Origin of the sequence: Pseudomonas sp. MS19, assembly GCF_013277615.1 — a bacterium.
Classification (GTDB): Bacteria; Pseudomonadota; Gammaproteobacteria; order Pseudomonadales; family Pseudomonadaceae; genus Aquipseudomonas; species Aquipseudomonas marincola.
The window spans coordinates 1-22,622 of the sequence record NZ_VBTO01000001.1 but is presented as its reverse complement, the minus strand read 5'-3'; the positions used below and the strand labels follow the sequence as shown (position 1 = coordinate 22,622).

Sequence of the window (22,622 nt, the reverse complement as noted above, 5' to 3'; positions counted from 1 at the left end):
TCAACAACTCCGGCGGGCAACATCAACGCCAAGACTAGCGGTAATCGCAGCAGTTTGTCTGCGCCGCAATGCCAGCCAAAGCAAGGTTGGGGCTGCTACAATAGCGGCCTTCCGTGAAAGCCACTGAGGTGAGCCATGCAACCCTTCGCCATCGCCCCGTCGATTCTGTCCGCTGACTTTGCTCGTTTGGGCGAGGAAGTCGATAACGTACTCGCGTCCGGCGCCGATATTGTTCACTTTGATGTGATGGACAATCATTACGTCCCCAACCTGACCATCGGCCCGATGGTGTGCTCGGCGTTGCGTAAATATGGCATCACCGCACCGATTGATGCGCATCTCATGGTCAAGCCAGTCGATCGCATGATTGGTGACTTCGCCGAAGCGGGCGCCACTTACATCACTTTCCACCCTGAAGCGTCCGAGCACGTTGACCGTTCACTGCAACTGATTCGTGCGGCGGGCTGCAAGGCGGGCCTGGTGTTTAATCCGGCGACCTCGCTGGAAGTGCTCAAGTACGTCATGGATAAAGTCGACATGATTCTGCTGATGAGCGTGAACCCCGGTTTTGGCGGGCAGAAGTTCATCCCGGCCACCCTCGGCAAACTGCGCGAAGCACGTGCGCTGATCACCGAAAGTGGCCGCGACATCCGTCTCGAAATCGATGGCGGGGTTAATGTGCAGAACATCCGTGAAATCGCCGAAGCCGGTGCGGATACCTTCGTCGCGGGCTCGGCGATCTTCAATCAGCCGGATTACCGTCAGGTGATCGATGCCATGCGTGCAGAACTTGCGCAGGTGCAGCGCTAATGGCGTTGCGTCAACTGTTCAACGGCCAGTTGCCGGAACTGGTGATGTTCGATCTGGATGGCACGCTGATCGACTCGGTTCCGGATCTGGCGGCGGCAGTCGATAAAGCGCTGGTGCAACTGGGGCGTGAGCCTGCCGGTGTTGAGCGGGTGCGGGACTGGATCGGCAATGGCGCCAAGGTGTTGATGCGCCGCGCGTTGGCCGGCGGTATCGAGCATCAGCACATCAGCCTTGCTGACGAGCAGCAAGCGCTGGAGTTGTTTATGCAGGCCTATGCTGACAGCCATGAGTTGACCACCGTTTACCCTGGCGTCAGTGAAGTGCTGGAGTGGTTGCAGAAGCAGGGTGTTGCGATGGCAATCGTGACCAACAAACCCGAGCGTTTTGTGGCGCCGTTGCTGGATGAACTGGGCCTTGGCAGCTATTTCCGCTGGATTGTCGGTGGTGATACCTTGCCCCAGCAAAAGCCCAATCCGGCAGCCTTGCTGCATGTCATGCACATGGCCAATGTAACGCCAGAACGGGCGCTGTTCATTGGTGACTCGCGCAACGATGTGCAAGCCGCCAAAGCCGCGCAGGTTGCCTGTGTGGCGCTCAATTACGGCTACAACCATGGCCGTCCGATCAGTGAAGAGAACCCGGCCCGCGTGCTGGATAATCTGCGCGAACTTTTGCCGGCCTAACTGCGCTGGCGCCAAGGCAAGAGGGCACTGAGTCGGTTTTTTTCGCAAAGTGCCAGCAACCTCTTGCCCGGAGCCGTGTCGGCGGGTTGATTAGCGCAAGCGGCTGCGCTAGTGTTGCTGCACTTTATTGCCCGTCTAAGAGATCCCTCCGTGGTGGTTACCTGCAAACTCTGGCTCGAACGAGCCGGGATGAAAATCATCAAGGCACTGGCCCGTTGGCGCTGGCGCCTCTGACCTGATATTGGCCGCTTAGCCGGCGCGTTTGCACTCGACCGTTAAACCTCAAGCCACGAGGCTGATCATGATCCGCGAAGAATTCCTGCGTTTAGCCGCTGCCGGCTATAACCGTATCCCTGTTGCATACGAAACCATTGCTGACTTCGACACCCCGCTGTCTATCTACCTGAAGCTTGCCGATGAGGCGAACACCTACTTGCTCGAGTCCGTTCAGGGCGGCGAGAAGTGGGGGCGTTATTCCATTATCGGCCTGCCGGCGCGTACGGTATTGCGCGCTTATGACCACACTGTCATCGTCAGCATCGACGGCGTTGAGACCGAGCGCCACGAGTGTGAAGACCCGCTGGCGTTCGTTGAGTCGTTCAAGGAACGCTATAAAGTGCCGACCCTGCCGGGCTTGCCGCGCTTCAATGGCGGGCTGGTTGGTTACTTCGGTTACGACAGTGTGCGTTATGTAGAAAAGCGCCTGGCCGTTTGCCCGAATCCAGATCCGCTGGGCAATCCGGATATCCTGCTGATGGTTTCCGATGCGGTTGTGGTGTTCGACAACCTCGCAGGCAAGATGCATGCAATCGTGCTCGCCGACCCGGCGCATGCCGATGGTTACGAGCAGGCGCAGGCGCACCTTCAAGAGATTCTGCAGAAGTTGCGTCAGCCGATTACCCCGCGTCTGGGCGTGGATCTGAATGCACCGGTGGGCGCCGAGCCGGCGTTCCGCTCAAGCTTCAGTCAGGAAGACTACGAGCGCGCAGTCGATACCATCAAGGAATACATTCTGGCGGGCGACTGCATGCAAGTCGTGCCTTCGCAGCGCATGTCGATTGACTTCAAGGCGGCGCCGATTGATCTGTATCGGGCGCTGCGCTGCATCAACCCGACGCCTTATATGTACTTCTTCAACTTTGGCGATTTCCATGTCGTCGGCAGCTCGCCGGAAGTGCTGGTGCGCGTTGAAGATAACCTGATCACTGTGCGTCCTATCGCCGGCACACGTCCGCGTGGGGCGAACGAAGAGGCTGATCTGGCCCTTGAAGAAGACTTGCTCTCGGACGCTAAAGAGATTGCTGAACACCTGATGCTGATTGACCTGGGCCGCAACGACGTCGGTCGGGTATCGGCAACAGGCAGCGTTAAGCTGACGGAGAAAATGGTCATTGAGCGCTACTCCAACGTCATGCACATCGTCTCCAACGTCACCGGCCAATTAAAGCCGGGGCTGACGGCGATGGATGCACTGCGGGCCATTTTGCCAGCGGGCACGTTGTCGGGTGCGCCGAAAATTCGTGCAATGGAAATCATTGACCAACTGGAACCCGTCAAACGTGGCGTATACGGCGGTGCAGTGGGTTACATGGCCTGGAATGGCAACATGGACACGGCCATTGCGATTCGCACTGCGGTTATTAAAAACGGTGAGCTACACGTGCAAGCGGGTGGCGGTATTGTCGCCGACTCGGTGCCTGCACTTGAGTGGGAAGAGACGCTGAACAAGCGTCGTGCCATGTTCCGCGCGGTTGCGCTAGCCGAACAATCCACTCACTGAGGAGCCCGTCATGTTACTGATGATCGATAATTACGACTCCTTCACCTACAACGTGGTGCAGTACCTCGGTGAGCTGGGTGAAGACGTCAAAGTAGTACGCAACGATGAATTGACCGTGGCCGATATCGAAGCGCTGAACCCTGAGCGTATCGTGGTTTCGCCGGGGCCGTGCACGCCGAATGAGGCGGGTATTTCGCTGGAAGTGATCAAGCATTTCGCCGGTAAGTTGCCACTGCTCGGCGTATGCCTGGGACACCAGAGCATCGGCCAGGCATTTGGTGGCGATGTGGTGCGTGCGCGTCAGGTCATGCACGGCAAGACCAGCCCGGTTTATCACCATGATCAGGGCGTATTCAACGGCTTGAACAATCCGCTGACCGTGACCCGTTACCATTCTCTGGTGGTCAAACGTGAAACCTTGCCCGATTGCCTTGAGCTGACCGCATGGACTCAGCATGAAGACGGCTCGGTGGATGAAATCATGGGGTTGCGTCACAAGACCCTGAATGTTGAGGGCGTGCAGTTCCACCCCGAGTCGATTCTGACCGAGCAAGGCCACGAACTGTTTGCCAACTTCCTCAAGCAACAAGGAGGTATGCGCGCATGAATATCAAGGAAGCGCTGAATCGTGTGGTTAACCAGCTCGACCTGAGCACCGAAGAAATGCAGGACGTCATGCGTGAAATCATGACCGGCCAATGCACCGATGCCCAAATAGGTGCATTCCTTATGGGCATGCGCATGAAGAGCGAGACCATCGACGAAATCGTCGGTGCGGTTTCGGTGATGCGCGAGTTGGCGCATCACGTCGAGCTGCCAACCCTTGAGCATGTGGTTGATGTGGTGGGGACCGGCGGTGATGGCGCCAATATCTTCAACGTCTCCACTGCCGCCTCGTTTGTTGTTGCGGCGGCGGGCGGCAAGGTTGCCAAACACGGTAACCGCGCCGTTTCGGGCAAGAGCGGCAGCGCCGACTTGCTGGAGTCGGCCGGTATTTACCTGAACCTGCAACCTGAACAAGTCGCGCGTTGCATCGACAGCGTCGGCGTCGGTTTCATGTTTGCTCAGGTGCACCATAAAGCCATGAAGTATGCGGCCGGCCCGCGTCGCGAACTCGGCTTGCGTACTCTGTTCAACATGCTTGGCCCGCTGACCAATCCGGCAGGCGTCAAGCATCAGGTTGTTGGAGTATTCAGTCAGGCCCTGTGCCGGCCGTTGGCTGAGGTGCTCAAGCGTCTGGGCAGTAAACACATTCTGGTGGTGCATTCGCGTGATGGCCTTGATGAGTTCAGTCTGGCCGCCGCAACCCATGTGGCCGAACTCAAAGATGGCGAGGTTCGTGAGTACCAGGTATTGCCGGAAGATGTTGGCCTGCAGAGCCAGAGCCTGATCGGGTTGTCTGTCGACAGCCCGGCGGCTTCACTGGATCTGGTGCTGGACGCACTCGGCAAGCGTAAAACCGAGGCCGGACAGAAGGCTGCCGAAATGATTATTCTAAATGCGGGTGCAGCGCTGTACGCGGCTGACTTGGCGGCTACGCTGAAAGAGGGCGTAGCCCGGGCGCATGATGCGCTACACACCGGACTGGCCCACGAGAAGCTGGAAGAGTTGGTGTCGTTTACCACTGTTTTCAAACAGGAGAATGAAGGTTGAGCTTGCCAACTGTTCTGGAGAAGATTCTTGCGCGCAAGGCCGAGGAAGTCGCTGCCCGCCGTGCCGTAACAAGTATGGCGGAGCTTGAGACACAGGCGCGAAACGCTGATGCGCCGCGTGGTTTTGCCCGTGCACTGCAAACCCAAATCGCGCAGAAGCAAGCGGCGGTCATTGCCGAGGTGAAGAAGGCGTCGCCAAGCAAAGGCGTATTGCGCGAGGATTTTGACCCCGCTGAAATCGCCCGCAGCTATGAAGCCGGTGGTGCGACCTGTTTGTCGGTACTCACCGATATCGACTTCTTTCAAGGCTCTGATGCGTACTTGCAGCAAGCGCGTAACGCCTGCTCGCTGCCGGTTATCCGTAAAGACTTCATGATTGATCCGTATCAGATCATCGAGTCCCGGGCGTTGGGCGCCGACTGTGTACTGCTGATCGTCTCGGCCTTGGATGACGTTCGCATGGCTGAACTGGCTGCAGCCGCCAAAAGCGTCGATCTGGATGTATTGGTTGAAGTGCACGACAGCGATGAGCTGGAGCGCGCACTCAATGTGCTCGACACGCCTCTTATCGGCATCAATAACCGTAATCTGCATACCTTTGAGGTCAGCCTCGACACCACGCTCGACCTGATTACCCGGGTGCCGCAGGATCGTCATGTTGTCACTGAGAGCGGCATTCTCAATCGGGCTGATGTCGAGCTGATGGAAATCAACGACGTTTACGCGTTCCTGGTCGGCGAAGTGTTCATGCGCGCCGAGAACCCAGGTTCGGAGCTGGAGAAACTGTTCTTCCCGACGCGCAAGCGTGTGGCCTACAGCCCCGACGTTGACTAAATCGCAGGCATAAAAAAACCGGCATCGATGCCGGTTTTTTTATGCCTGGTACTCAGCGTGTGCCGAATACCACCATGGTCTTGCCTTTGACGTTGACCAGACCCTGTTCCTCAAGCGACTTGAGAACCCGGCCGACCATCTCGCGTGAGCAACCGACAATGCGGCCAATCTCCTGACGAGTGATCTTGATCTGCATGCCATCCGGATGCGTCATCGCATCCGGTTGTTTGCACAGATCGAGCAGGGTACGTGCAACGCGACCCGTCACATCAAGGAAGGCCAGATCACCGACCTTACGAGTTGTGGCGCGCAAGCGTTCAGCCATCTGGCTGCCGAGTGCGTAAAGGATGTCTGGATCTTGTTCCGTCAATTCACGGAATTTGGTGTAGCTGAGTTCTGCAACTTCGCATTCCGTTTTAGCTCTTACCCAAGCGCTGCGTTCCTTTTCAGCGCCCACTTTATCAAATAGACCCATCTCTCCGAAGAAGTCTCCGCTGTTGAGATAGGCGATGATCATCTCGCGCCCGTCGTCATCTTCAATGAGGATGGTGACAGAGCCTTTGACGATAAAGAATAGAGTCTCGCTACGATCACCTGCATAGATGATCGTGCTCTTTGCCGTATAACGACGGCGATGGCAATGTGCCAAGATCTTATCGAGATTCTTTATTTTAGGTGTAAGGGTTATAGCGACCATTCCCGAGTCCCGAATTAAAAAATTTATGCCTGTGCGACAGACGCTTTCTTATTAGTAATCGCATTCAGTGTGCCAGTAATCCGGCGTCATCTTAACAGGCAGAGTGTTGCGAGATAATGTTTTGCGACCTGGATAACACCTTATTTGCAACTTCTCGGCTATTTCGACGGAACTTATCCCAGACTTGCCTGTGATAAGCTGCTGGCCCTTTTTCTAGCGGAGGCTTGCAAATGAAAGCGCGGATTCAATGGGCCGGAGACGCCCTGTTTATAGGCGAGTCGGGCAGTGGCCACGCGGTTGTAATGGATGGCCCGCCAGAGAGTGGTGGACGTAATCTGGGCGTGCGTCCGATGGAAATGGTGTTGATCGGCTTGGGTGGCTGCAGCAACTTTGATGTAGTCAGTATCCTAAAAAAATCGCGACAAGCGGTAGAAAGCTGTGAGGCTTTTCTTGAGGCTGAGCGTGCAAGCGAAGAGCCAAAAGTGTTCACCAAGATCCATTTACACTTCGTGGTTAAAGGTCGCGGCTTGAAAGAAGCGCAAGTTAAGCGGGCCGTTGAGCTGTCAGCAGAGAAGTACTGCTCAGCCTCGATAATGCTCGGCCGTGGCGGTGTTGAAATTACCCACGATTATGAGATCGTCGAATTGGGTTAATTCCAATCTAAAGACAAGTGTTTTCCGGGATAAACCAGTGTCCCTGGTTTGTTCCGGAGTAAGTCCATTCTGGCTGCAACAGCCAAAATGTTTGCCACTGCAATCCCTTTATCATTTGTATGCTGCATGCTCTAGCGGGCATGGGCATCAATCTGCATAATGGCGCCCCTTTTGAGCGCAGCCGCGCTCTTGGAACCAATAACCAAAATCGCAATGCGAAGAGGTGTAAACCGTCCTACGCAACCGGGAACATCACGGTTGACGGGCATGCTCGACCACGCGGCGTTGCCGCTTATAAAGAGAGTTCTACAACGGTGAAAAGCAAACTCAAGCTCCATGGGTTCAATAACCTGACCAAGACCTTGAGCTTCAACATCTATGACATCTGCTACGCGGAAACGCCAGAAGACCAGCAGGCTTATGTTCAGTACATCGACCAGGAATACGATGCTGAGCGCCTGACGCAGATTCTCACTGATGTTGTAGACATTATCGGTGCCAACATCCTCAACATCGCTCGTCAGGATTACGACCCCCAAGGGGCCAGCGTAACCATCCTGATTTCCGAGCAGCCGGTTGAGCCAACAGAAAGCCAGATTGAGGAGTCGCCTGGTCCGTTACCAGAGACTATTCTCGCGCACCTGGATAAAAGCCACATCACCGTCCATACCTATCCGGAAATCCATCCGGTAGATGGAATTGCGACCTTCCGTGTCGATATCGACGTGTCGACCTGTGGCGTGATTTCGCCGCTGAAAGCACTTAACTATCTAATTCATCAGTTTGACTCGGATATCGTCACCGTTGACTACCGTGTGCGCGGTTTCACCCGTGATGTTGAAGGCCACAAGCACTTCATCGATCACGAGATCAATTCCATTCAGAACTACCTGTCCGAAGACACGCAGTCGGCGTATCAAATGACCGACGTTAACGTGTATCAGGAGAACCTGTTTCACACCAAAATGCTGCTTAAAGAGTTCGACCTCGACAACTACCTGTTCGGTGATGCGACCAGCAGCCTGACGCCTGAACAGCGTCAACTGGTCGAAGACCGTGTTCGCCATGAGATGCTCGAGATTTTCTACGCGCGCAACCTCTGGAAGTAATTGCAGCAACATAAAAAACCCGCTTCGGCGGGTTTTTTTGTGGTCATGAATAACTCAGGTTGACAGCCAGCAGCCCTGGAGCGATCAGTCTTCAATCACTTGGCGCGAGTTGAGCGGTTTTATCGGGCGGTGGTTGTCGGCGTATAGCTGTTGAAATGCCTTGATCTGCGCGGCGGACATCTCAATCGGTTGCTCGAATAACACCCACTGTACGCCCTCGGTACATGGCGGTGTTGTCAGCGAGCCGGTATACAGCAAATGCTTGCTATTACTCGGCAATATGGCCGCGAGGTCAGGTGCCAGTGGCTCGCTGATGTCGAAGGCCTGACCGGCTTTTTGTGGCAGCATTTTCCACAGGTGATCCAGTTCAGTGTTGGCTTCACCTTGTTTGATCATCACCGCCATTACCAGCAGTCGTCCGTCTTCAGCCTGATTGACCAGGTGCATTTCCATCGGGAAATTCTTGTCATTGAACTGGTGTTCGCTCGGCGTATGAAAATGGAACTGCACAAGGTTGTAGCTACTGCCCTTGAATATCAGAGAGTTGCCTGGTTGCAGGTTAGCCTGGATCGAGTGGCGGTTATTGACCAGCTGCAGCGCGCTGCGTTGGTAGTTGATGGTCAGGTCTTTGGCTAAGCCGGGTTGATGCGCGAGCTTGTGTAGATCTACATCCACGGGTGATTGCGCCTCCCCAGCAAGACAAGCCTCGCTGCCACCTGTCGGGTCTATATCTGCCCAATGCTCTGGTGCGTTTTGGCCTACGTAGCTCCAGCCGTTGGCGAGTGCATGAACAGGCATCGCGATAAGCAGTGCGATGAATAGTTTCTGCTGAATATGTTTTACAGACACGTTGAAACTTCCTGTAATAATTAACAGGGGCGATGGTAGAGAGTTTGGCGGGGGCAGGGCGGGCTGAAACAGTTGCGCGGAAAAAGACTACGAGAATTCACGAAGTTTCAGGGCGGGCTCAGGCAGTCCTGAGCCCGTCGATGATTACATGCGGTAAGTGCTTTTGGTCATCACTTTGGATAACAAGGACATGCCCAGCTTTATCGGCGCAGGAAAGCGCAAGCCTCCGGCCTCGATTGCGCTTGAGGCGTGATGCTCTTCATCTTCACGCATCTGTTCAAGAATGGCGCGAGACTTCTCGTCTGTGGCGGGAATTTGTTGCAGGTGATCATCGAGGTGTTTCACCACCTGATTTTCAGTGGCAGCAACAAATCCTAAGCTGACTTTGTCACTGACCAGCCCTGCAAATGCGCCGATGCCAAACGACAAACCGTAAAACAACGGGTTGAGTACGCTTGGGTGGCTGCCCAGTTGACGGATTCTCTGCTCGCACCACGCCAGATGATCAATTTCCTCATCGGCGGCCTGCTCCATGGCTTCACGCACATGCGGCAGTTTGGCGGTTAATGCCTGGCCTTGATACAACGCCTGAGCACACACCTCGCCGGTGTGATTGATGCGCATCAGCCCGGCAATATGCTGGGTTTGCTCGGCATCAAGCTCTGCCTCGGGCTGCACGATGGCGGGTGAAGGTCGGCTTGGCTGGCCACTGAATGGCAACAACGTGCGCAGCGCCGTATCTGCTTGCAGCAGCAGGCGGTCGACTGGGGAGTAGTGACGCATTTGGGCCATGAGAATATCTCCGACGAAAACAACAGCGCACAGTTTACTCTAAACCCGCGCGTCAGGTTTGATCGAGATCAGCGCCTGCCCGTGAGTGGGCGTGGTCCTGGCTGAGCAATCAGCCCGGTGGCCAGGTCATTTGACGCTTGCCGAGCACGTGCATATGAATGTGGTAAACCGTTTGGCCACCGTGTTCTTCGCAGTTCATCACGACCCTGAAGCCCGCTTCGCACCCTGACTCTTTTGCCAAATGTTGAGCCGTCAGGAGAATATGCCCGGCGAGCTCTTTATCATCTGCGGTCAGATGATTGAGCGTGCTGATATGCTTTTTCGGGATAACCAGAAAGTGCACCGGCGCTTGCGGGCTAATATCGTTGAAGGCGAGTATCTGATCGTCTTCATAGATCTTTTGCGCAGGGATGTCGCCGCTGACAATCTTGCAGAACAGACAGTCCATAAAAACCTCCCGGGCTGTTAGCAACTTGGGTTTAAACCGTCGTGTAGATCGCACGTGCGAGCCACCGCCAGCTAAGGATTTCAGCTTGAGAAACGATATTCATGACCTTGGTTTAGTTCTGGATTCCAAGGTCAAACTGATCTTGATCGAGTCATGGGATGAGCGTCGCGTCCTTGAAACCCTTACCAGTCTAGCCGTCAGGCGTGCGCTGAGTATTGTGCTTTGGTCCGTTACCGAGGGTTTACAGCGTCTTGGCTTTGGCGCGGACGGCGCTGATCAGCACAACAGTACAGAGCCGGAAGCGGCGCTGCGGCTGATCAAGGCCGATGTGCAGCCAACCCTTTATGTGATGTGCGATCTGCATCCCTTTCTCAGCGATAACCCCAAGTTGGTGCGCTTGCTCAAAGAAATCGCCATGAGCGAGGACGCGCATAAACCCACGCTGGTGCTGGTTTCACATGCCTGTAAGTTACCCGCTGAAGTGCAGCGTTATGCCGCCAGATTTGCTTTGGCCTTGCCTTCGGAAGATGAGTTGCTGGCGATCGTGCGAGAGGAGGCGGCGAGCTGGAGCGAGCGCAACCGTAATGTGCGGGTGCGCACCGACAATAAAACCTTGCAGCAGGTGGTGAAGAATCTGCGCGGTATGAGCCATGCCGAAGCGCGCGTGTTGGCGCGGAATGTGATTTGCGATGACGGCGCGATTACGCAGGAAGACTTGCCCGCACTGAACAAGACCAAATTCAAACTGCTCGATCTTGATGGTGTATTGAGTTTCGAGTATGAGACAGCACGTTTTGCCGAAGTGGGCGGTCTGAGCAATCTGAAGGGTTGGCTGGCAGACCGGCAAAGCGCATTTTTGAGCGTCTCGGCCACCGATTTACCCAAGGGCATTATGCTGCTCGGTGTGCAAGGCAGCGGTAAAAGCCTCGCCGCCAAAGCTGTCGCGGGTATGTGGGGCATGCCGCTACTGCGCCTGGATATTGCTGCGCTGTACAACAAGTTCTTTGGCGAGACCGAGCGTAATCTGCGCGACGCCTTGAAGCTTGCCGAGCAAATGTCACCCTGCGTTCTGTGGGTCGATGAAATAGAGAAGGGGCTGGCGACCGGCGATAACGATGGCGGTGTGAGCCAGCGGGTATTGGGCACTTTGCTGACATGGATGGCGGAGCGCACGGCGCCGGTATTTATGGTGGCGACCGCCAATGCCATCGACCAGCTGGCGCCGGAGCTGATGCGCAAAGGCCGGTTTGATGAGGTGTTTTTTGTCGACCTGCCCAGCAGTGCGATACGCGAGCAGATTTTCAGCATCCATTTGCAGCGTCGCGAACTGGCGGCGGCTGAATTCGATTTGGTCGCATTGGCTGCGGCCAGCGCTGGGTTCTCCGGAGCCGAGATTGAGCAGGTGATTGTCAGTGCGCTGTATATGGCGCAAGCCCAGCAGCGCGCTGTCGATCAGGCGCTGCTGGTGCAGGCGATTCAGGCAACCGCGCCGCTTTCGGTGGTGATGGCCGAGCAGATCACGGCGCTGCGTGACTGGGCGCGTGGCAGAACGGTGAGCGCCGATGGTTGAGTGGTATCGCTAAGCGATCTTGCCGACACGCTGGTTGATCTTCGCGCTGATCTTGCGCACCAGCCAACGTGGGGCAAAGCGCGGCGAGAGTGCCAGCAGCCGGTTGCGCCAGCCCGGAATGATGATAGTCCGGCGCTTTGCCAGTGCCTTCACGGTAATCAGCGCTACTTCTTCGCAGCTCATCATCAACTTGCTGTTTTCAATACCGCTGATATCTAGCTCTGCGCTGCGAAAGAATGCGCTTTTGGTCGGCCCGGGACACAGCACTGAAACGCTGACGCCGTAGCGGCTGAGCTCTTCGCGCAAGCCTTCGGAGAAGTGCAGCACGTAAGCCTTGCTCGCGTAATAGTTGCTCATCCACGCGCCCGGCTGGAAGGCGGCGACTGATGCCACATTGAGTATCTGGCCGCTGCCCTGGCCGGCCATGATGTTGCCAATGGAATGGCACAGGCGCGCCAGTGCCAGTACGTTGACCTCCAGCAGTTGCTGCTCGCGGCGCCAGTCCTGAGCGACAAACGCGCCAGCCGTGCCGATGCCGGCATTGTTGACCAGCAGGTCGATGCGCAGGTTTTGTTCTTCCAGTTCGAATAGCAGGCCGGTGACTTGTTGTGGCTCGCTGAGGTCGCAAACGCGAAACAGAACCTCGACCGAGAAACGCATGGCCAGCTCGCTGGCGATACTCTCAAGCGCGGGGCGTTTGCGAGCCACCAGAATCAAGTTGCGCCCGCGTCTTGCGAGCGCCTCGGCCAGTGCCAGGCCAATACCACTGGATGCACCTGTAACAAGTGCGTACTGAGTCATGCTGTCTCCATGTTGCAGTTGGTTTAACCCTGTTCGGGGCGTCCCCCTCCAAATGGAGGCAGTGCATAGCTTATCGATTAAGGCGCATAGGCGGAAAATAAAGTTGGCATGGCGATGGCAGCAATAATGCCGCTCAACGGTACCAGCAAGAACAAGCAGGCCAGTACTTTAACCGCGGTACTGTTGGGTGGCGGCATCGGACCGTAGCGATTGGCACCATTGGTACCCGGCATTACCACCATCAGCAGGGCGAACACGCTGCCCACCACCGGCACAATATTGATCAGCAAGAGCCAGCCAGACCAGCCAATGTCATGCAGGCGCTGCACGCCTATCTGAATCGCGATTACGAACACGGCAATAGTCGCGAGTACAACCAACAGGCTGCCGAACAGATCGGAGATGGCGTAGCCTGCCGCCGCAACACCCAGCAGCGGTGTGCTGGCAAGCAGCATAACCAGCGTCCAGGCCAGATAACGCAGACGGCCAATCCGGCCATTGGTGGTGAAGGCTTTGAGTTGGCCGAACTCGGGCATGTTGTCACTGACGTTGGCCTTTGGCGGTGCGTAAGGCGAGGCGGGCGCTACTGCCGAGGCGTCACTACTCTGCGCCGGGGCGCTGTCGGTCAGGGTTGCCTGGCGGGCGATATACTTCTCGATGATGATGCCGCAGGCGCTGCACTCGTCCGCTTTGGGTTGAACGTGCTGGCATTTGGGGCAGGTCATTTGCTCGGCTGACTCGGCCGTCGCTGCAGGCGCGCCATGATCATCGGTTGCCATTAAACTGAGGCTTTCGCTGAGTTCAGGCTCTTTGCGGACCCTTGCACCGGCACGCTGCAAGGCGCTGATGTATTGATCAGCTTCGCTTTCGGCGAGATTACGTTTGATCGCGACATTCCTGCCGCTGAACAGGTCATTGATTTTACTGACGTCGCTTTTAAACAGCCGGGCCAGGTTTTCCTTCACCGTATCCAACGCGGCGTCAGGCATAAGCTCGCCGCTGAAAACAATTTTATAACGGGCTTGATTCATAAGAGCATCCTTCTCTGCGGCAGAACTCTATTGATGTGATTGCTTGATGCTAAACCAGCGGTAATGGCACCGCTGGTTTGTAACGCTGGACGGTTGTCGGCAGCCGATAAAATGTAGCAGATTGCCATCAACTCAAGTCGTTAGTTTCAGTGCGCAGCCTTGAGTGCCTGAGCACGGTTGAGCGCGGCTTGATATTCACGGTCCAGTCGCGCAATCAATTCTGCGGTGTCAGGAACATCGCTGACTTCGCCAACGCCCTGACCAGCAGACCAGACGGTTTTCCAGGCTTTTGCTTCATCGCTGATGGGTTTGAGTTTCTCCCCGTAATTGATCTCACCCTTGTTCTGCAATTGGTTGAGATCAAAACCTGCTTGTTCAAGGCTTTGGCGCATAAAACTGGCGGGTACGCCGGACACCGCCGGGGTATGGATAATGTCTGCCGCTTTGGCGCCGAGAATCATCTGCTTGTATTCAGGCTGCGCGTCACTTTCGGTGGTCGCAATAAAGCGGGTGCCCATGTAGGCCAGGTCGGCGCCGAGCAACTGTGCGGCGAGGATTTCGTGGCCATGATTGAGGCAGCCTGAAAGCAACAGGGTTTTATCGAAGAACTGGCGAATCTCGGCGATCAGCGAAAACGGGCTCCAGGTCCCGGCATGCCCGCCCGCACCGGCAGCCACTGCAATCAATCCATCAACGCCGGCCTCGGCAGCCTTCTCGGCGTGACGGCGCGTGGTGACATCGTGGAAAACCAAGCCGCCATATTCATGCACCGCATCTACCAGCTCTTTGACCGCGCCCAGGCTGGTGATCACGATGGGCACCTGGTGTTCGATGCAGATGGCCAGATCAGCCTGTAGCCGTGGGTTGCTCTTGTGCACAATCAGATTGACCGCATAAGGCGCGCTGTCTGGGGTAAGGCCCGCTTCTATTTGCTCAAGCCAATGCTTGAAGCCGGAGCTTTCGCGCTGATTGAGTGCGGGGAAGCTGCCAACGACACCATTTTTGCAGCAGGCAAGCACCAGATCCGGGTTCGACACCAGAAACATCGGCGCTGCGACCAGAGGCAGACGGAGTTTGTTTTCGAGCAAGGCGGGCAAAGTCATAAAGTTTCCTTCAATGTCTGTGAGTAGTTGCTCTTTGGCGGCGGTTAATGAGCGCGACGCGGCCTAGAAGGGTTTCACCACAACCAGGATTACCACACCGAGCAGCACCAGAACCGGCGCTTCATTGAACCACCGGTAAAAAACATGGGTGCGCTGATTTTCGCCACGTGCGAAACGTTTCATTTGTGCGCCACACATGAAGTGATAGATCACTAGTAACACGACCAGGCTCAGTTTGGCGTGCATCCAGCCCTGACTAAAGTAGAAACCAGGATTGAGGCTGATAAGGCCGATGCCCAGCAGCACGGTTGCGATCATCGAAGGGGTCATGATGCCGCGATACAGCTTGCGCTCCATGGTGCAGAAACGGTCGCGGCTGATCTGGTCGTCGCTCATGGCGTGATAGACGAACAGGCGTGGCAAATAAAACAGTCCGGCAAACCAGCAGACCAGCGCAATAATGTGCAGAGCTTTGAGCCACAAATAGAGCATTGGGTAACACCTTGGCAAATAGATAGGCAGATAGTAGAGGCCTGTACAGCATCCGTCATCAATGGCGGTTGGCCCGCGGCGGCTGCGGCCTTATCATCAGCATCTTTTCAGCGCTATCGTAAGGGGCAAGCAATGATCAAGGTTGGGATTGTAGGTGGAACCGGATACACCGGCGTCGAGCTGTTACGTCTGTTGGCGCAGCACCCGCAGGCCCAGGTTGAAGTCATTACTTCGCGCTCCGAAGCCGGTATGCGAGTGGACGAGATGTACCCGAACTTGCGCGGCCATTATCCAACGCTTGCGTTCAGTGTGCCGGACGTCGCCACGCTGGGCGCCTGTGATGTGGTGTTCTTCGCAACCCCGCATGGCGTAGCGCACGCACTGGCTGCTGACTTGCTGGCCACTGGCACCAAGGTTATCGATTTGTCTGCAGATTTCCGTCTGGCCGATGCCGATGAGTGGGCCAAATGGTACGGCCAACCGCATGGCGCTCCTGAGCTTTTGGGTGAGGCGGTTTATGGCCTGCCGGAAGTCAATCGTGACGCGATCAAGCAAGCTCGTTTGATTGCGGTGCCTGGCTGCTACCCGACGGCGGCTCAGTTGGGTTTGCTGCCGCTGCTTGAAGCAGGGCTTGCTGATACCGATCGGTTGATTGCCGACTGCAAATCCGGCGTCAGCGGAGCAGGGCGTGGCGCCAGTGTTGGCTCGCTGTTCAGCGAGGCGGGCGAAAGCATGAAGGCTTACGGTGTCAAAGGTCACCGTCACTTGCCGGAAATTCGTCAGGGCCTGCGCCGCGCTGCGGGGCATGAGGTTGGTTTGACATTCGTACCGCACCTTACGCCGATGATTCGCGGTATTCACGCGACGCTGTACGCAACCGTGGTCGACCGTTCGGTAGATCTGCAGGCGCTGTATGAAAAGCGTTATGCCAATGAGCCCTTCGTGGATGTGATGCCAGCTGGCAGCCATCCGGAAACACGCAGCGTGCGTGGTGCCAACGTTTGCCGCATCGCCGTGCATCGTCCGCAAGATGGTGACTTGGTGGTGATCTTGTCGGTCATCGACAATCTGGTCAAAGGCGCTTCTGGTCAAGCCGTGCAGAACATGAACATTCTGTTTGGCCTGGAAGAGAATGCCGGCCTTGCGCATGCGGCCATGTTGCCCTGATGGCAGGCTGGGAGGTTCATCCGCGTGGCGCCCGTCGTACCGGGCGCTTGCGCGTTGCGCTAACGGTTGCGCTGCTGGCGATTCCGGCTGCATTCATGGTCGGCGCCTATTGGCATGACGAGCAAATGCAGGCCCTGAGCGATCAGGTAAAACCGCTGCAAGAGCGGGTTGCACAGCAAGACGCCGAGATCGAGCAGTTGAAGCAGAGCCTGGCCAGAGCGGCCAGTGGCGAAACGGTTGCGTTGCAGGCCAATGAGCAAAGTCGCTTGTCGATAAAGCTTCTTGAAGAGCAGATTTTTAAACTGCAGCAGGATTTGGCTTCCTATAAAGGAGTGCTGGCGCCCAATAGTCGCCAAGACGGCTTGCGAATTGGCACCTTTGAGCTGCAGTCCACGGAAAAGCCACGCAATTATCGCTACAAGATACTCCTCAGTCGGGTGGGTAAGGATGACAAACCCTTAAGCGGCCAACTGCGGATTACGGTTGAGGGCAAGCAGGCTGGCAAGTCTGCCAAGCTTGAATTGTCCGAGCTGACGACAGAGGCGGCGGGGCAGTTCGACGGCAAGTCGTTGCCCTTCACCTTCAAACACTTTAAGTCAATTCCCGAGGCAGGACGCTTCGCCGAGTTGGAGATACCTGAAGGCTTCGTGCCCGCTCAGGTTCGAGTGCGCGCCGAAGTCAAAGGTGAGAAACCTTTGGAACGCACATTCAAATGGATCGATTAAGAGTAAGTGGCCCACATGTGGAACAAAGAAAAGAAGAAGGTTGACGTGCAGCGATTTACTGGCAAAACCAGCCTCATAGCCGCGGGTGCATCGTTGTCTGGCGAAATGCGCTTTATGGGAGCTGTTCAGGTTGATGGTCGGGTAGAAGGGAATCTACTGACTACTGAGGGAATGATCCGCGTCAGTGTTGAAGGCAAGGTTGAAGGTGAGGTTCGCGCCCCCCATATAGTTATTGACGGTGAAGTGATTGGCGATGTTTATGCCAGCGAGCATCTCGAGCTCGGCGCGCGTGCACGCGTATGCGGTAATCTCTATTATGGTCTGATGGAGATGGCAATGGGCGCCCAAATCGAAGGTAATCTTTGCCATCTGAAAGAACATGTAAAGCCGTTGGAATTACCCGAGAGCCTAGAAATCGCAGAATAGTTGACCGCATTTGTAGGGTAAGCGGATAATGCACGGCATCAATGCAGTATGGCGCCTGGCGCCGGGAGATAGTCAGCATGAGCGTCGAAACCTTCACCCCTACAGCAATGCTGTTTACCCAAGGTGCAGCGAGCAAGGTGAAGAGCCTGGTCGATGAGGAGGGAAATCCTCGTCTGAAGTTGCGCGTATTCGTTACAGGTGGCGGCTGCTCTGGTTTCCAGTATGGCTTCACCTTTGATGAAGAAGTCGCAGATGATGACACCATCATTGAACGCGAAGGCGTTAGCCTGGTAGTTGATCCGATGAGTTTTCAATACCTGGCAGGTGCCGAAGTGGATTACCAAGAAGGGTTGGAAGGCTCACGTTTCGTGATCAATAACCCGAATGCAACCACTACGTGCGGCTGCGGTTCTTCATTCTCGATCTGATTATGCTTGCTTGTGTCACACCAAAAACGCCGCGCTCATGAGTGCGGCGTTTTTGTATGTGGGGTAATAAGGCTCAGGCTGGGTGGATGGCGCCGAGTATCCGCAAGCCTTTGGCGCCGGTAACGCTTGGGCGGTTTGCGGGTATGCCTTCCAGGCAGCAATGGGCGAGCCAGGCAAAGGCCATCGCCTCGACCCAGTCAGCAGGAACGCCGTGGGTATCGGTCGCGCAAACGCTGCAATCTGGTAGCAAGGCTGCAAGGCGGTTCATCAGCGTGATGTTACGCGCGCCGCCGCCGCAAACCAGTAATTGCTCGGTTTTAGCCTGCGCGTTGAGCAAGGCTTTGGCGATGGTTTGTGCGGTGAGCTCAAGCAGTGTGGCTTGCACATCTTCAGGGCGAAAGGATGGCAGTCTGCTCAAGTGCTGATCTAACCACTCGATATTGAACAGCTCACGGCCGGTGCTTTTGGGGCCTTGGGTGGCAAAGAAGCTGTCCTGCAAAAAGGCGTCGAGCAACTGCGCTTGCACTTGTCCTGTGGCCGCCCAGTTGCCTTCCTGATCGTAACTGGCGTTCTGATGGCGGCCAATCCAAGCGTCGAGCAAAACATTGCCGGGGCCGCAATCAAAGCCTCGAACCTCGGCGTCAGGTGCCAGCAGCGTCAGGTTGCTGAAACCGCCGATGTTGAGAACTGCGCGCAAACCGCCCGCCGCATTGAACACCGCCTCATGAAAGGCCGGCACCAAAGGAGCGCCCTGACCGCCAGCGCCGACATCGCGCCGGCGAAAATCGCTGACCACGCAAATACCGGTCAGCTCTGCAAGCAGTGGAGCGTTACTGATCTGAACTGTGAAGCCGCGTGCCGGTTCGTGGCGCACGGTCTGGCCGTGGCTGCCGATGGCGCGGATATCTTCAGGGTTCAGGTTCTGCTCGTGGAGTATTGCGCCAATGCCTTGCGCTGCAAGCTGGGCCCACTGTTGTTCGGCGAGTGCCGCTCTGGCCAGTTCATCCGGGCCGCTTGCGCACAGAGCAAGAATGTCTGCGCGCAGTTGACTCGGCATCGGGATGTAGTGGGTGGCAACTAAGCGAGTGGAATTGCCCTGTTCGATCAGGGCAATGTCCAGGCCGTCGAGGCTGGTGCCCGACATGACCCCGAAATAGCGGTGCATGAACTTAACGCTTGTTAAGCGCGAGCATGGTTTCGTGCTCTTTGTTCATCATCGCCATTAACGGTTGGCTGACCTTCATGAAACGTGTCTTCTCTTTTTTGGCAATCGGGTCTGCCATCGGCAGCTTTTGGCTGAGCGGGTCGACGTGTACACCGTTCACTTGGAACTCATAGTGCAGGTGTGGGCCGGTAGATAGGCCGGTTGTGCCGATATAGCCGATGATTTGACCCTGCTTGACCGAGCCGCCAGTACGAATACCTTTGGCAAAACCCTGCATGTGGCCGTAAAGCGTGCGGTAGCGTTGGCCGTGCTGAATGATTACAGCATTACCGTAACCGCCACGACGACCTGCAAGGACAATCTTGCCATCGCCAGTCGCTTTGATCGGGGTGCCACGGGGGGCTGCGTAATCGACGCCTTTGTGGGCGCGGATCTTGTTCAGAATGGGATGGCGGCGACCGTTGGAAAAGCGCGAGCTGATGCGGGCGAAGTCAACTGGCGTGCGGATGAAGGCCTTACGCATGCTGCCGCCATCGGCTGTGTAATAGGTGGTGTTGCCTTGCTGGTTGGTATAACGAACAGCCGTGTAGGTTTTGCCGCGGTTTTTGAAGCGTGCCGAGAGGATATGTCCGGTGCCGACTTTCTTACCGTCTACCACTTTGTTCTCGTAAATCACTTCAAACTCATCGCCTTTGCGAATGTCCATCGCGAAGTCGATGTCGTAGCCGAAAATATTCGCCAGTTCCATGGTCAGGTTGTGCGAAAGGCCGCCGCGACGGGCTGAGGCAAACAGCGAGTCGGTGATTACACCGTGGGCATAGGCGGACTGGACTTCCGGCTTGAGCATATCGCGCTTGAAGGCGTAGCCATCCGTGCTCTTCTCCATGCGGATGGTTTCGAGTTGGCTTACCTGGCACTCGATGCTTTCGAGCTGGCCGTCTTCGGTCAGTTTGAAATCAAGGGTCTGGCCTACTTTCAGCTTGGCGAAACGTTTGGCGTTCTTATCGCTTTGCAGCACGTCATGCAGCGTGCTGTTTGGCAGGCCAACTTTTTCGAAGATGGTCGAAAGGGTATCGCCACTTGCAACGGTGATGGATTTTTGCGTGGGGTCTTCAGGCGGCTCTGGAGTGATTTCCTTGAGGGCGACTTCTTTTGCGTCTGCTGAATCGCCTTCTATCTGCGCGAAAGGCGAGGCGAGGATTGGGGCCTCAAGCTTTTCCGGCAGGTCTTCATTATTAAGCAGTTGTTCTGTTGGGGCGTCTAGTTCAAGGCCCAGGTAGGTCTTCTTGGCTTCTACTTCACGTGTGGGGAACACTAACAAGGCGAGGCTCAGCACAGCGGCGACACCGCTGGCAGCCAAAATGTGGGTTTTGGGGTACAGGGGTGGCGCCGTGCTTATTTTATGGGTCATATGGCTACTTTTGACTTTGAAGAGATGAAAAGAAAAATATGGAAAAGATGAATTACATGATGAATATGCACTAACTGTATAAAATATAACCAAAATGCCTGTGAGGCAACCCTGTTACAGTGCTATCACGCCGCAGACTGACTAGCTGTTGGCAAAACTTGTTATTTGTCCGTTATCTTGTATCGTTGGTTCCCTTTCGTTTTGAGTGATTAAGAGTCCTGCCATGAAGTCGGTTGAAGAGCAGCTGGCGCTGATAAAGCGCGGCGCAGAAGAGGTTTTGGTTGAGTCCGAGCTGGTCGAAAAGCTCAAGCGCGGTCAGCCGTTGCGCATTAAAGCGGGCTTCGACCCAACGGCACCTGATCTGCACCTGGGGCATACGGTGCTTATTAATAAGCTGCGTCAATTCCAGGAGTTGGGGCATCAGGTGATCTTCCTGATCGGTGACTTCACCGGCATGATCGGCGACCCGAGCGGCAAGAGCGCTACGCGCCCTCCGTTGACGCGCGAGCAGGTTTTGGCCAACGCTGAGACATATAAGGCGCAGGTGTTCAAGATTCTGGACCCGGCCAAGACCGAGGTTGCCTTCAACTCCACCTGGATGGAGACGCTCACGCCTGCGGACTTCATCAAGCTGGCGTCGCAATACACCGTTGCGCGCATGCTTGAGCGTGATGACTTTAATAAGCGCTACACCACCAATCAGCCGATTGCGATTCACGAGTTCCTCTACCCGCTGGTGCAGGGTTATGACTCTGTGGCGTTGCAGGCTGATGTCGAGTTGGGCGGTACCGATCAGAAGTTCAACCTGCTGATGGGGCGCGAATTGCAGCGCTCTTACGGCCAGTCTTCGCAGTGCATCGTGACCATGCCGTTGCTTGAAGGTCTGGACGGTGTGAAGAAGATGTCCAAGTCGCTGGGCAACTACATCGGTATTCAGGAAGCACCGGGCACTATCTATAACAAGCTGGTGTCGATGCCTGACTCGTTGATGTGGCGTTACTTCGAGCTGCTCAGCTTCCGCTCAATGGATGAAATCAATCAGTTCAAGCTGGATGTCGAAAACGGTGCGAATCCGCGCGACATCAAAATCAAGCTGGCAGAAGAAATCGTTGCGCGCTTCCACGGAGAAGAGGCTGCTGCAAACGCTCATCGCTCTGCGGGTAACCGCATGAAGGATGGCGAGCTGCCGGAAGATCTTCCTGAGGTCGAATTGGCTGCGAGCGAAGACATGCCGATTGCCGCTCTCCTTAATAAGGCGGGTCTGGTAAAGAACGCGGCAGTAGCGCGTGACTTGTTGGGTTCTGGCGGTGTGCGTGTTGATGGTCAGGTCGTAGATCGCTCCTTCCTGTTCAAGCTTGGCGCAACTCATGTTTGCCAGGCCGGCAAGAAGTCATTTGCACGGATTAGCCTGAAAGCCGAATAAAACCCTTGACGGCAAAACTGAGGTGCCTATAATGCGCACCTCTTCCGGCGTCGACCTCTCGGAAAACTTCTTAGAAAACAAGAAGTTAGCTTAAAAAGAGGGGTTGCAAAACAGCGAAAGCTGTGTAGAATGCGCCGGGCTCTGAAGGGTGGTTTGAAAGCCTTTTAGAGTGATCGCCACGGTGATCGAAAGCGGTAAAAAACGAGGTGTTGACAGCGAGTTTGAACGCTGTAGAATGCGCCTCCCGCTGACGAGAAGCTGGTTTGATCGGAAGCGCAAGTGGTTGAGTAGATTGAAGAAATTCTTCGAAAAACAGCTTGACAGAACATGAGGCTGCTGTAGAATGCGCGCCTCGGTTGAGACGAAAGACTTAACCAACCGCTCTTTAACAACTGAATCAAGCAATTCGTGTGGGTGCTTGTGAGGTAAGACTGATAGTCAACAGATTATCAGCATCACAAAGCAACACTCGTTAATTCGAGAGTTACCTTACATTAATTTGTAAGTTTTGCGATTGCTGAGCCAAGTTTATAAGGTTTTCTCAAAACCTAATTGCAGTATTGAACTGAAGAG

24 protein-coding genes are annotated in these 22,622 nt (G+C 55.5%); 14 read left to right on the top strand and 10 right to left on the bottom strand.

The genetic code is table 11. From position 1 onward, the window contains the following. The first annotated feature begins 135 nt into the window (after window positions 1-135). From rpe to trpC, 6 genes are all read left to right on the top strand, one after another. Entirely contained in the window at window positions 136-810 is a 675-nt protein-coding gene (gene rpe / locus FEZ62_RS00120) for a ribulose-phosphate 3-epimerase (RefSeq protein ID WP_090515402.1), read from the top strand. Next, complete coding sequence (locus tag FEZ62_RS00115; protein ID WP_172926424.1) at window positions 810-1,493, top strand: phosphoglycolate phosphatase; 684 nt, start codon at window positions 810-812, stop codon at window positions 1,491-1,493. The genes rpe and FEZ62_RS00115 overlap by 1 nt, the downstream gene beginning before the upstream one ends. A gap of 301 nt (window positions 1,494-1,794) precedes the next feature. After that, a complete protein-coding gene (gene trpE / locus FEZ62_RS00110) occupies window positions 1,795-3,273 on the top strand; it encodes an anthranilate synthase component I (protein WP_172926423.1) in 1,479 nt (492 codons plus the stop codon). 10 nt (window positions 3,274-3,283) lie between these two features. Continuing rightward, window positions 3,284-3,880 (top strand): aminodeoxychorismate/anthranilate synthase component II, encoded by a 597-nt coding sequence (locus FEZ62_RS00105; protein ID WP_069902622.1) that lies wholly within the window; start codon window positions 3,284-3,286, stop codon window positions 3,878-3,880. Continuing rightward, window positions 3,877-4,926 carry an anthranilate phosphoribosyltransferase gene (trpD, locus tag FEZ62_RS00100; protein WP_172926422.1) on the top strand — a complete coding sequence of 350 codons (1,050 nt, stop codon included), beginning with the start codon at window positions 3,877-3,879 and terminating at the stop codon, window positions 4,924-4,926. The genes FEZ62_RS00105 and trpD overlap by 4 nt, the downstream gene beginning before the upstream one ends. Then, window positions 4,923-5,759: an indole-3-glycerol phosphate synthase TrpC gene (trpC, locus tag FEZ62_RS00095; protein WP_069902624.1), complete on the top strand. Its 837-nt coding sequence runs from the start codon at window positions 4,923-4,925 to the stop codon at window positions 5,757-5,759. The genes trpD and trpC overlap by 4 nt, the downstream gene beginning before the upstream one ends. 52 nt (window positions 5,760-5,811) lie before the next feature. Here the strand turns inward: trpC and crp are convergent, their stop codons facing one another. Further along, window positions 5,812-6,456 carry a cAMP-activated global transcriptional regulator CRP gene (crp, locus tag FEZ62_RS00090; RefSeq protein ID WP_069902625.1) on the bottom strand — a complete coding sequence of 215 codons (645 nt, stop codon included), beginning with the start codon at window positions 6,454-6,456 and terminating at the stop codon, window positions 5,812-5,814. Window positions 6,457-6,686: 230 nt separating this feature from the next. Here crp and FEZ62_RS00085 point away from each other — a divergent pair, with 230 nt between their 5' ends. Both FEZ62_RS00085 and speD read left to right on the top strand, forming a co-directional pair. Beyond that, window positions 6,687-7,109: an OsmC family protein gene (locus FEZ62_RS00085; protein WP_069902626.1), complete on the top strand. Its 423-nt coding sequence runs from the start codon at window positions 6,687-6,689 to the stop codon at window positions 7,107-7,109. 314 nt (window positions 7,110-7,423) lie between these two features. Then, window positions 7,424-8,218: an adenosylmethionine decarboxylase gene (gene speD / locus FEZ62_RS00080; RefSeq protein ID WP_069902627.1), complete on the top strand. Its 795-nt coding sequence runs from the start codon at window positions 7,424-7,426 to the stop codon at window positions 8,216-8,218. Window positions 8,219-8,302: 84 nt separating this feature from the next. On the opposite strand, the gene FEZ62_RS00075 is transcribed toward speD, so the two are convergent. From FEZ62_RS00075 to FEZ62_RS00065, 3 genes are all read right to left on the bottom strand, one after another. Further along, entirely contained in the window at window positions 8,303-9,067 is a 765-nt protein-coding gene (locus tag FEZ62_RS00075) for a carbonic anhydrase family protein (protein WP_172926421.1), read from the bottom strand. A 144-nt stretch (window positions 9,068-9,211) separates the two neighbouring features. Beyond that, a complete protein-coding gene (gene coq7 / locus FEZ62_RS00070; RefSeq protein ID WP_069902628.1) occupies window positions 9,212-9,859 on the bottom strand; it encodes a 2-polyprenyl-3-methyl-6-methoxy-1,4-benzoquinone monooxygenase in 648 nt (215 codons plus the stop codon). Window positions 9,860-9,968: 109 nt separating this feature from the next. Beyond that, the gene (locus FEZ62_RS00065) at window positions 9,969-10,307 is read right to left on the bottom strand and encodes a histidine triad nucleotide-binding protein (protein ID WP_090515392.1); all 339 of its coding nucleotides are present in this window, start codon (window positions 10,305-10,307) and stop codon (window positions 9,969-9,971) included. A gap of 85 nt (window positions 10,308-10,392) precedes the next feature. Between FEZ62_RS00065 and FEZ62_RS00060 the strand changes: the two genes are divergently transcribed. After that, window positions 10,393-11,877, top strand: a complete 1,485-nt coding sequence (locus FEZ62_RS00060; RefSeq protein ID WP_172926420.1) for an AAA family ATPase — start codon at window positions 10,393-10,395, stop codon at window positions 11,875-11,877. Window positions 11,878-11,886: 9 nt separating this feature from the next. Here the strand turns inward: FEZ62_RS00060 and FEZ62_RS00055 are convergent, their stop codons facing one another. The 4 genes from FEZ62_RS00055 to hemJ form a co-directional block, all read right to left on the bottom strand. Then, complete coding sequence (locus tag FEZ62_RS00055) at window positions 11,887-12,678, bottom strand: SDR family oxidoreductase (RefSeq protein ID WP_069902631.1); 792 nt, start codon at window positions 12,676-12,678, stop codon at window positions 11,887-11,889. Between the two features lie 77 nt (window positions 12,679-12,755). Next, window positions 12,756-13,709, bottom strand: coding sequence for a DUF805 domain-containing protein (locus FEZ62_RS00050; protein ID WP_172926419.1), 954 nt, complete (start codon window positions 13,707-13,709; stop codon window positions 12,756-12,758). A gap of 146 nt (window positions 13,710-13,855) precedes the next feature. Then, window positions 13,856-14,812: a nitronate monooxygenase family protein gene (locus FEZ62_RS00045; protein ID WP_172926418.1), complete on the bottom strand. Its 957-nt coding sequence runs from the start codon at window positions 14,810-14,812 to the stop codon at window positions 13,856-13,858. Window positions 14,813-14,875: 63 nt separating this feature from the next. Beyond that, entirely contained in the window at window positions 14,876-15,304 is a 429-nt protein-coding gene (gene hemJ / locus FEZ62_RS00040) for a protoporphyrinogen oxidase HemJ (protein ID WP_090515383.1), read from the bottom strand. 132 nt (window positions 15,305-15,436) lie between these two features. Between hemJ and argC the strand changes: the two genes are divergently transcribed. The 4 genes from argC (at window position 15,437) to erpA (ending at window position 18,050) form a co-directional block, all read left to right on the top strand. Beyond that, window positions 15,437-16,471 (top strand): N-acetyl-gamma-glutamyl-phosphate reductase, encoded by a 1,035-nt coding sequence (argC, locus tag FEZ62_RS00035; protein WP_090515381.1) that lies wholly within the window; start codon window positions 15,437-15,439, stop codon window positions 16,469-16,471. Continuing rightward, window positions 16,471-17,196, top strand: a complete 726-nt coding sequence (locus FEZ62_RS00030) for a DUF6776 family protein (protein ID WP_242454845.1) — start codon at window positions 16,471-16,473, stop codon at window positions 17,194-17,196. The genes argC and FEZ62_RS00030 overlap by 1 nt, the downstream gene beginning before the upstream one ends. A gap of 15 nt (window positions 17,197-17,211) precedes the next feature. Then, window positions 17,212-17,622, top strand: a complete 411-nt coding sequence (locus FEZ62_RS00025) for a polymer-forming cytoskeletal protein (RefSeq protein ID WP_069902637.1) — start codon at window positions 17,212-17,214, stop codon at window positions 17,620-17,622. Between the two features lie 77 nt (window positions 17,623-17,699). Further along, entirely contained in the window at window positions 17,700-18,050 is a 351-nt protein-coding gene (gene erpA, locus FEZ62_RS00020; RefSeq protein ID WP_069902671.1) for an iron-sulfur cluster insertion protein ErpA, read from the top strand. Window positions 18,051-18,123: 73 nt separating this feature from the next. Here the strand turns inward: erpA and FEZ62_RS00015 are convergent, their stop codons facing one another. Next, window positions 18,124-19,215 (bottom strand): anhydro-N-acetylmuramic acid kinase, encoded by a 1,092-nt coding sequence (locus FEZ62_RS00015; RefSeq protein ID WP_172926417.1) that lies wholly within the window; start codon window positions 19,213-19,215, stop codon window positions 18,124-18,126. 4 nt (window positions 19,216-19,219) lie between these two features. Then, complete coding sequence (locus FEZ62_RS00010) at window positions 19,220-20,626, bottom strand: peptidoglycan DD-metalloendopeptidase family protein (RefSeq protein WP_172926416.1); 1,407 nt, start codon at window positions 20,624-20,626, stop codon at window positions 19,220-19,222. Window positions 20,627-20,849: 223 nt separating this feature from the next. Here FEZ62_RS00010 and tyrS point away from each other — a divergent pair, with 223 nt between their 5' ends. Then, the gene (tyrS, locus tag FEZ62_RS00005; RefSeq protein ID WP_069902640.1) at window positions 20,850-22,049 is read left to right on the top strand and encodes a tyrosine--tRNA ligase; all 1,200 of its coding nucleotides are present in this window, start codon (window positions 20,850-20,852) and stop codon (window positions 22,047-22,049) included. Window positions 22,050-22,622 lie beyond the last annotated feature (573 nt).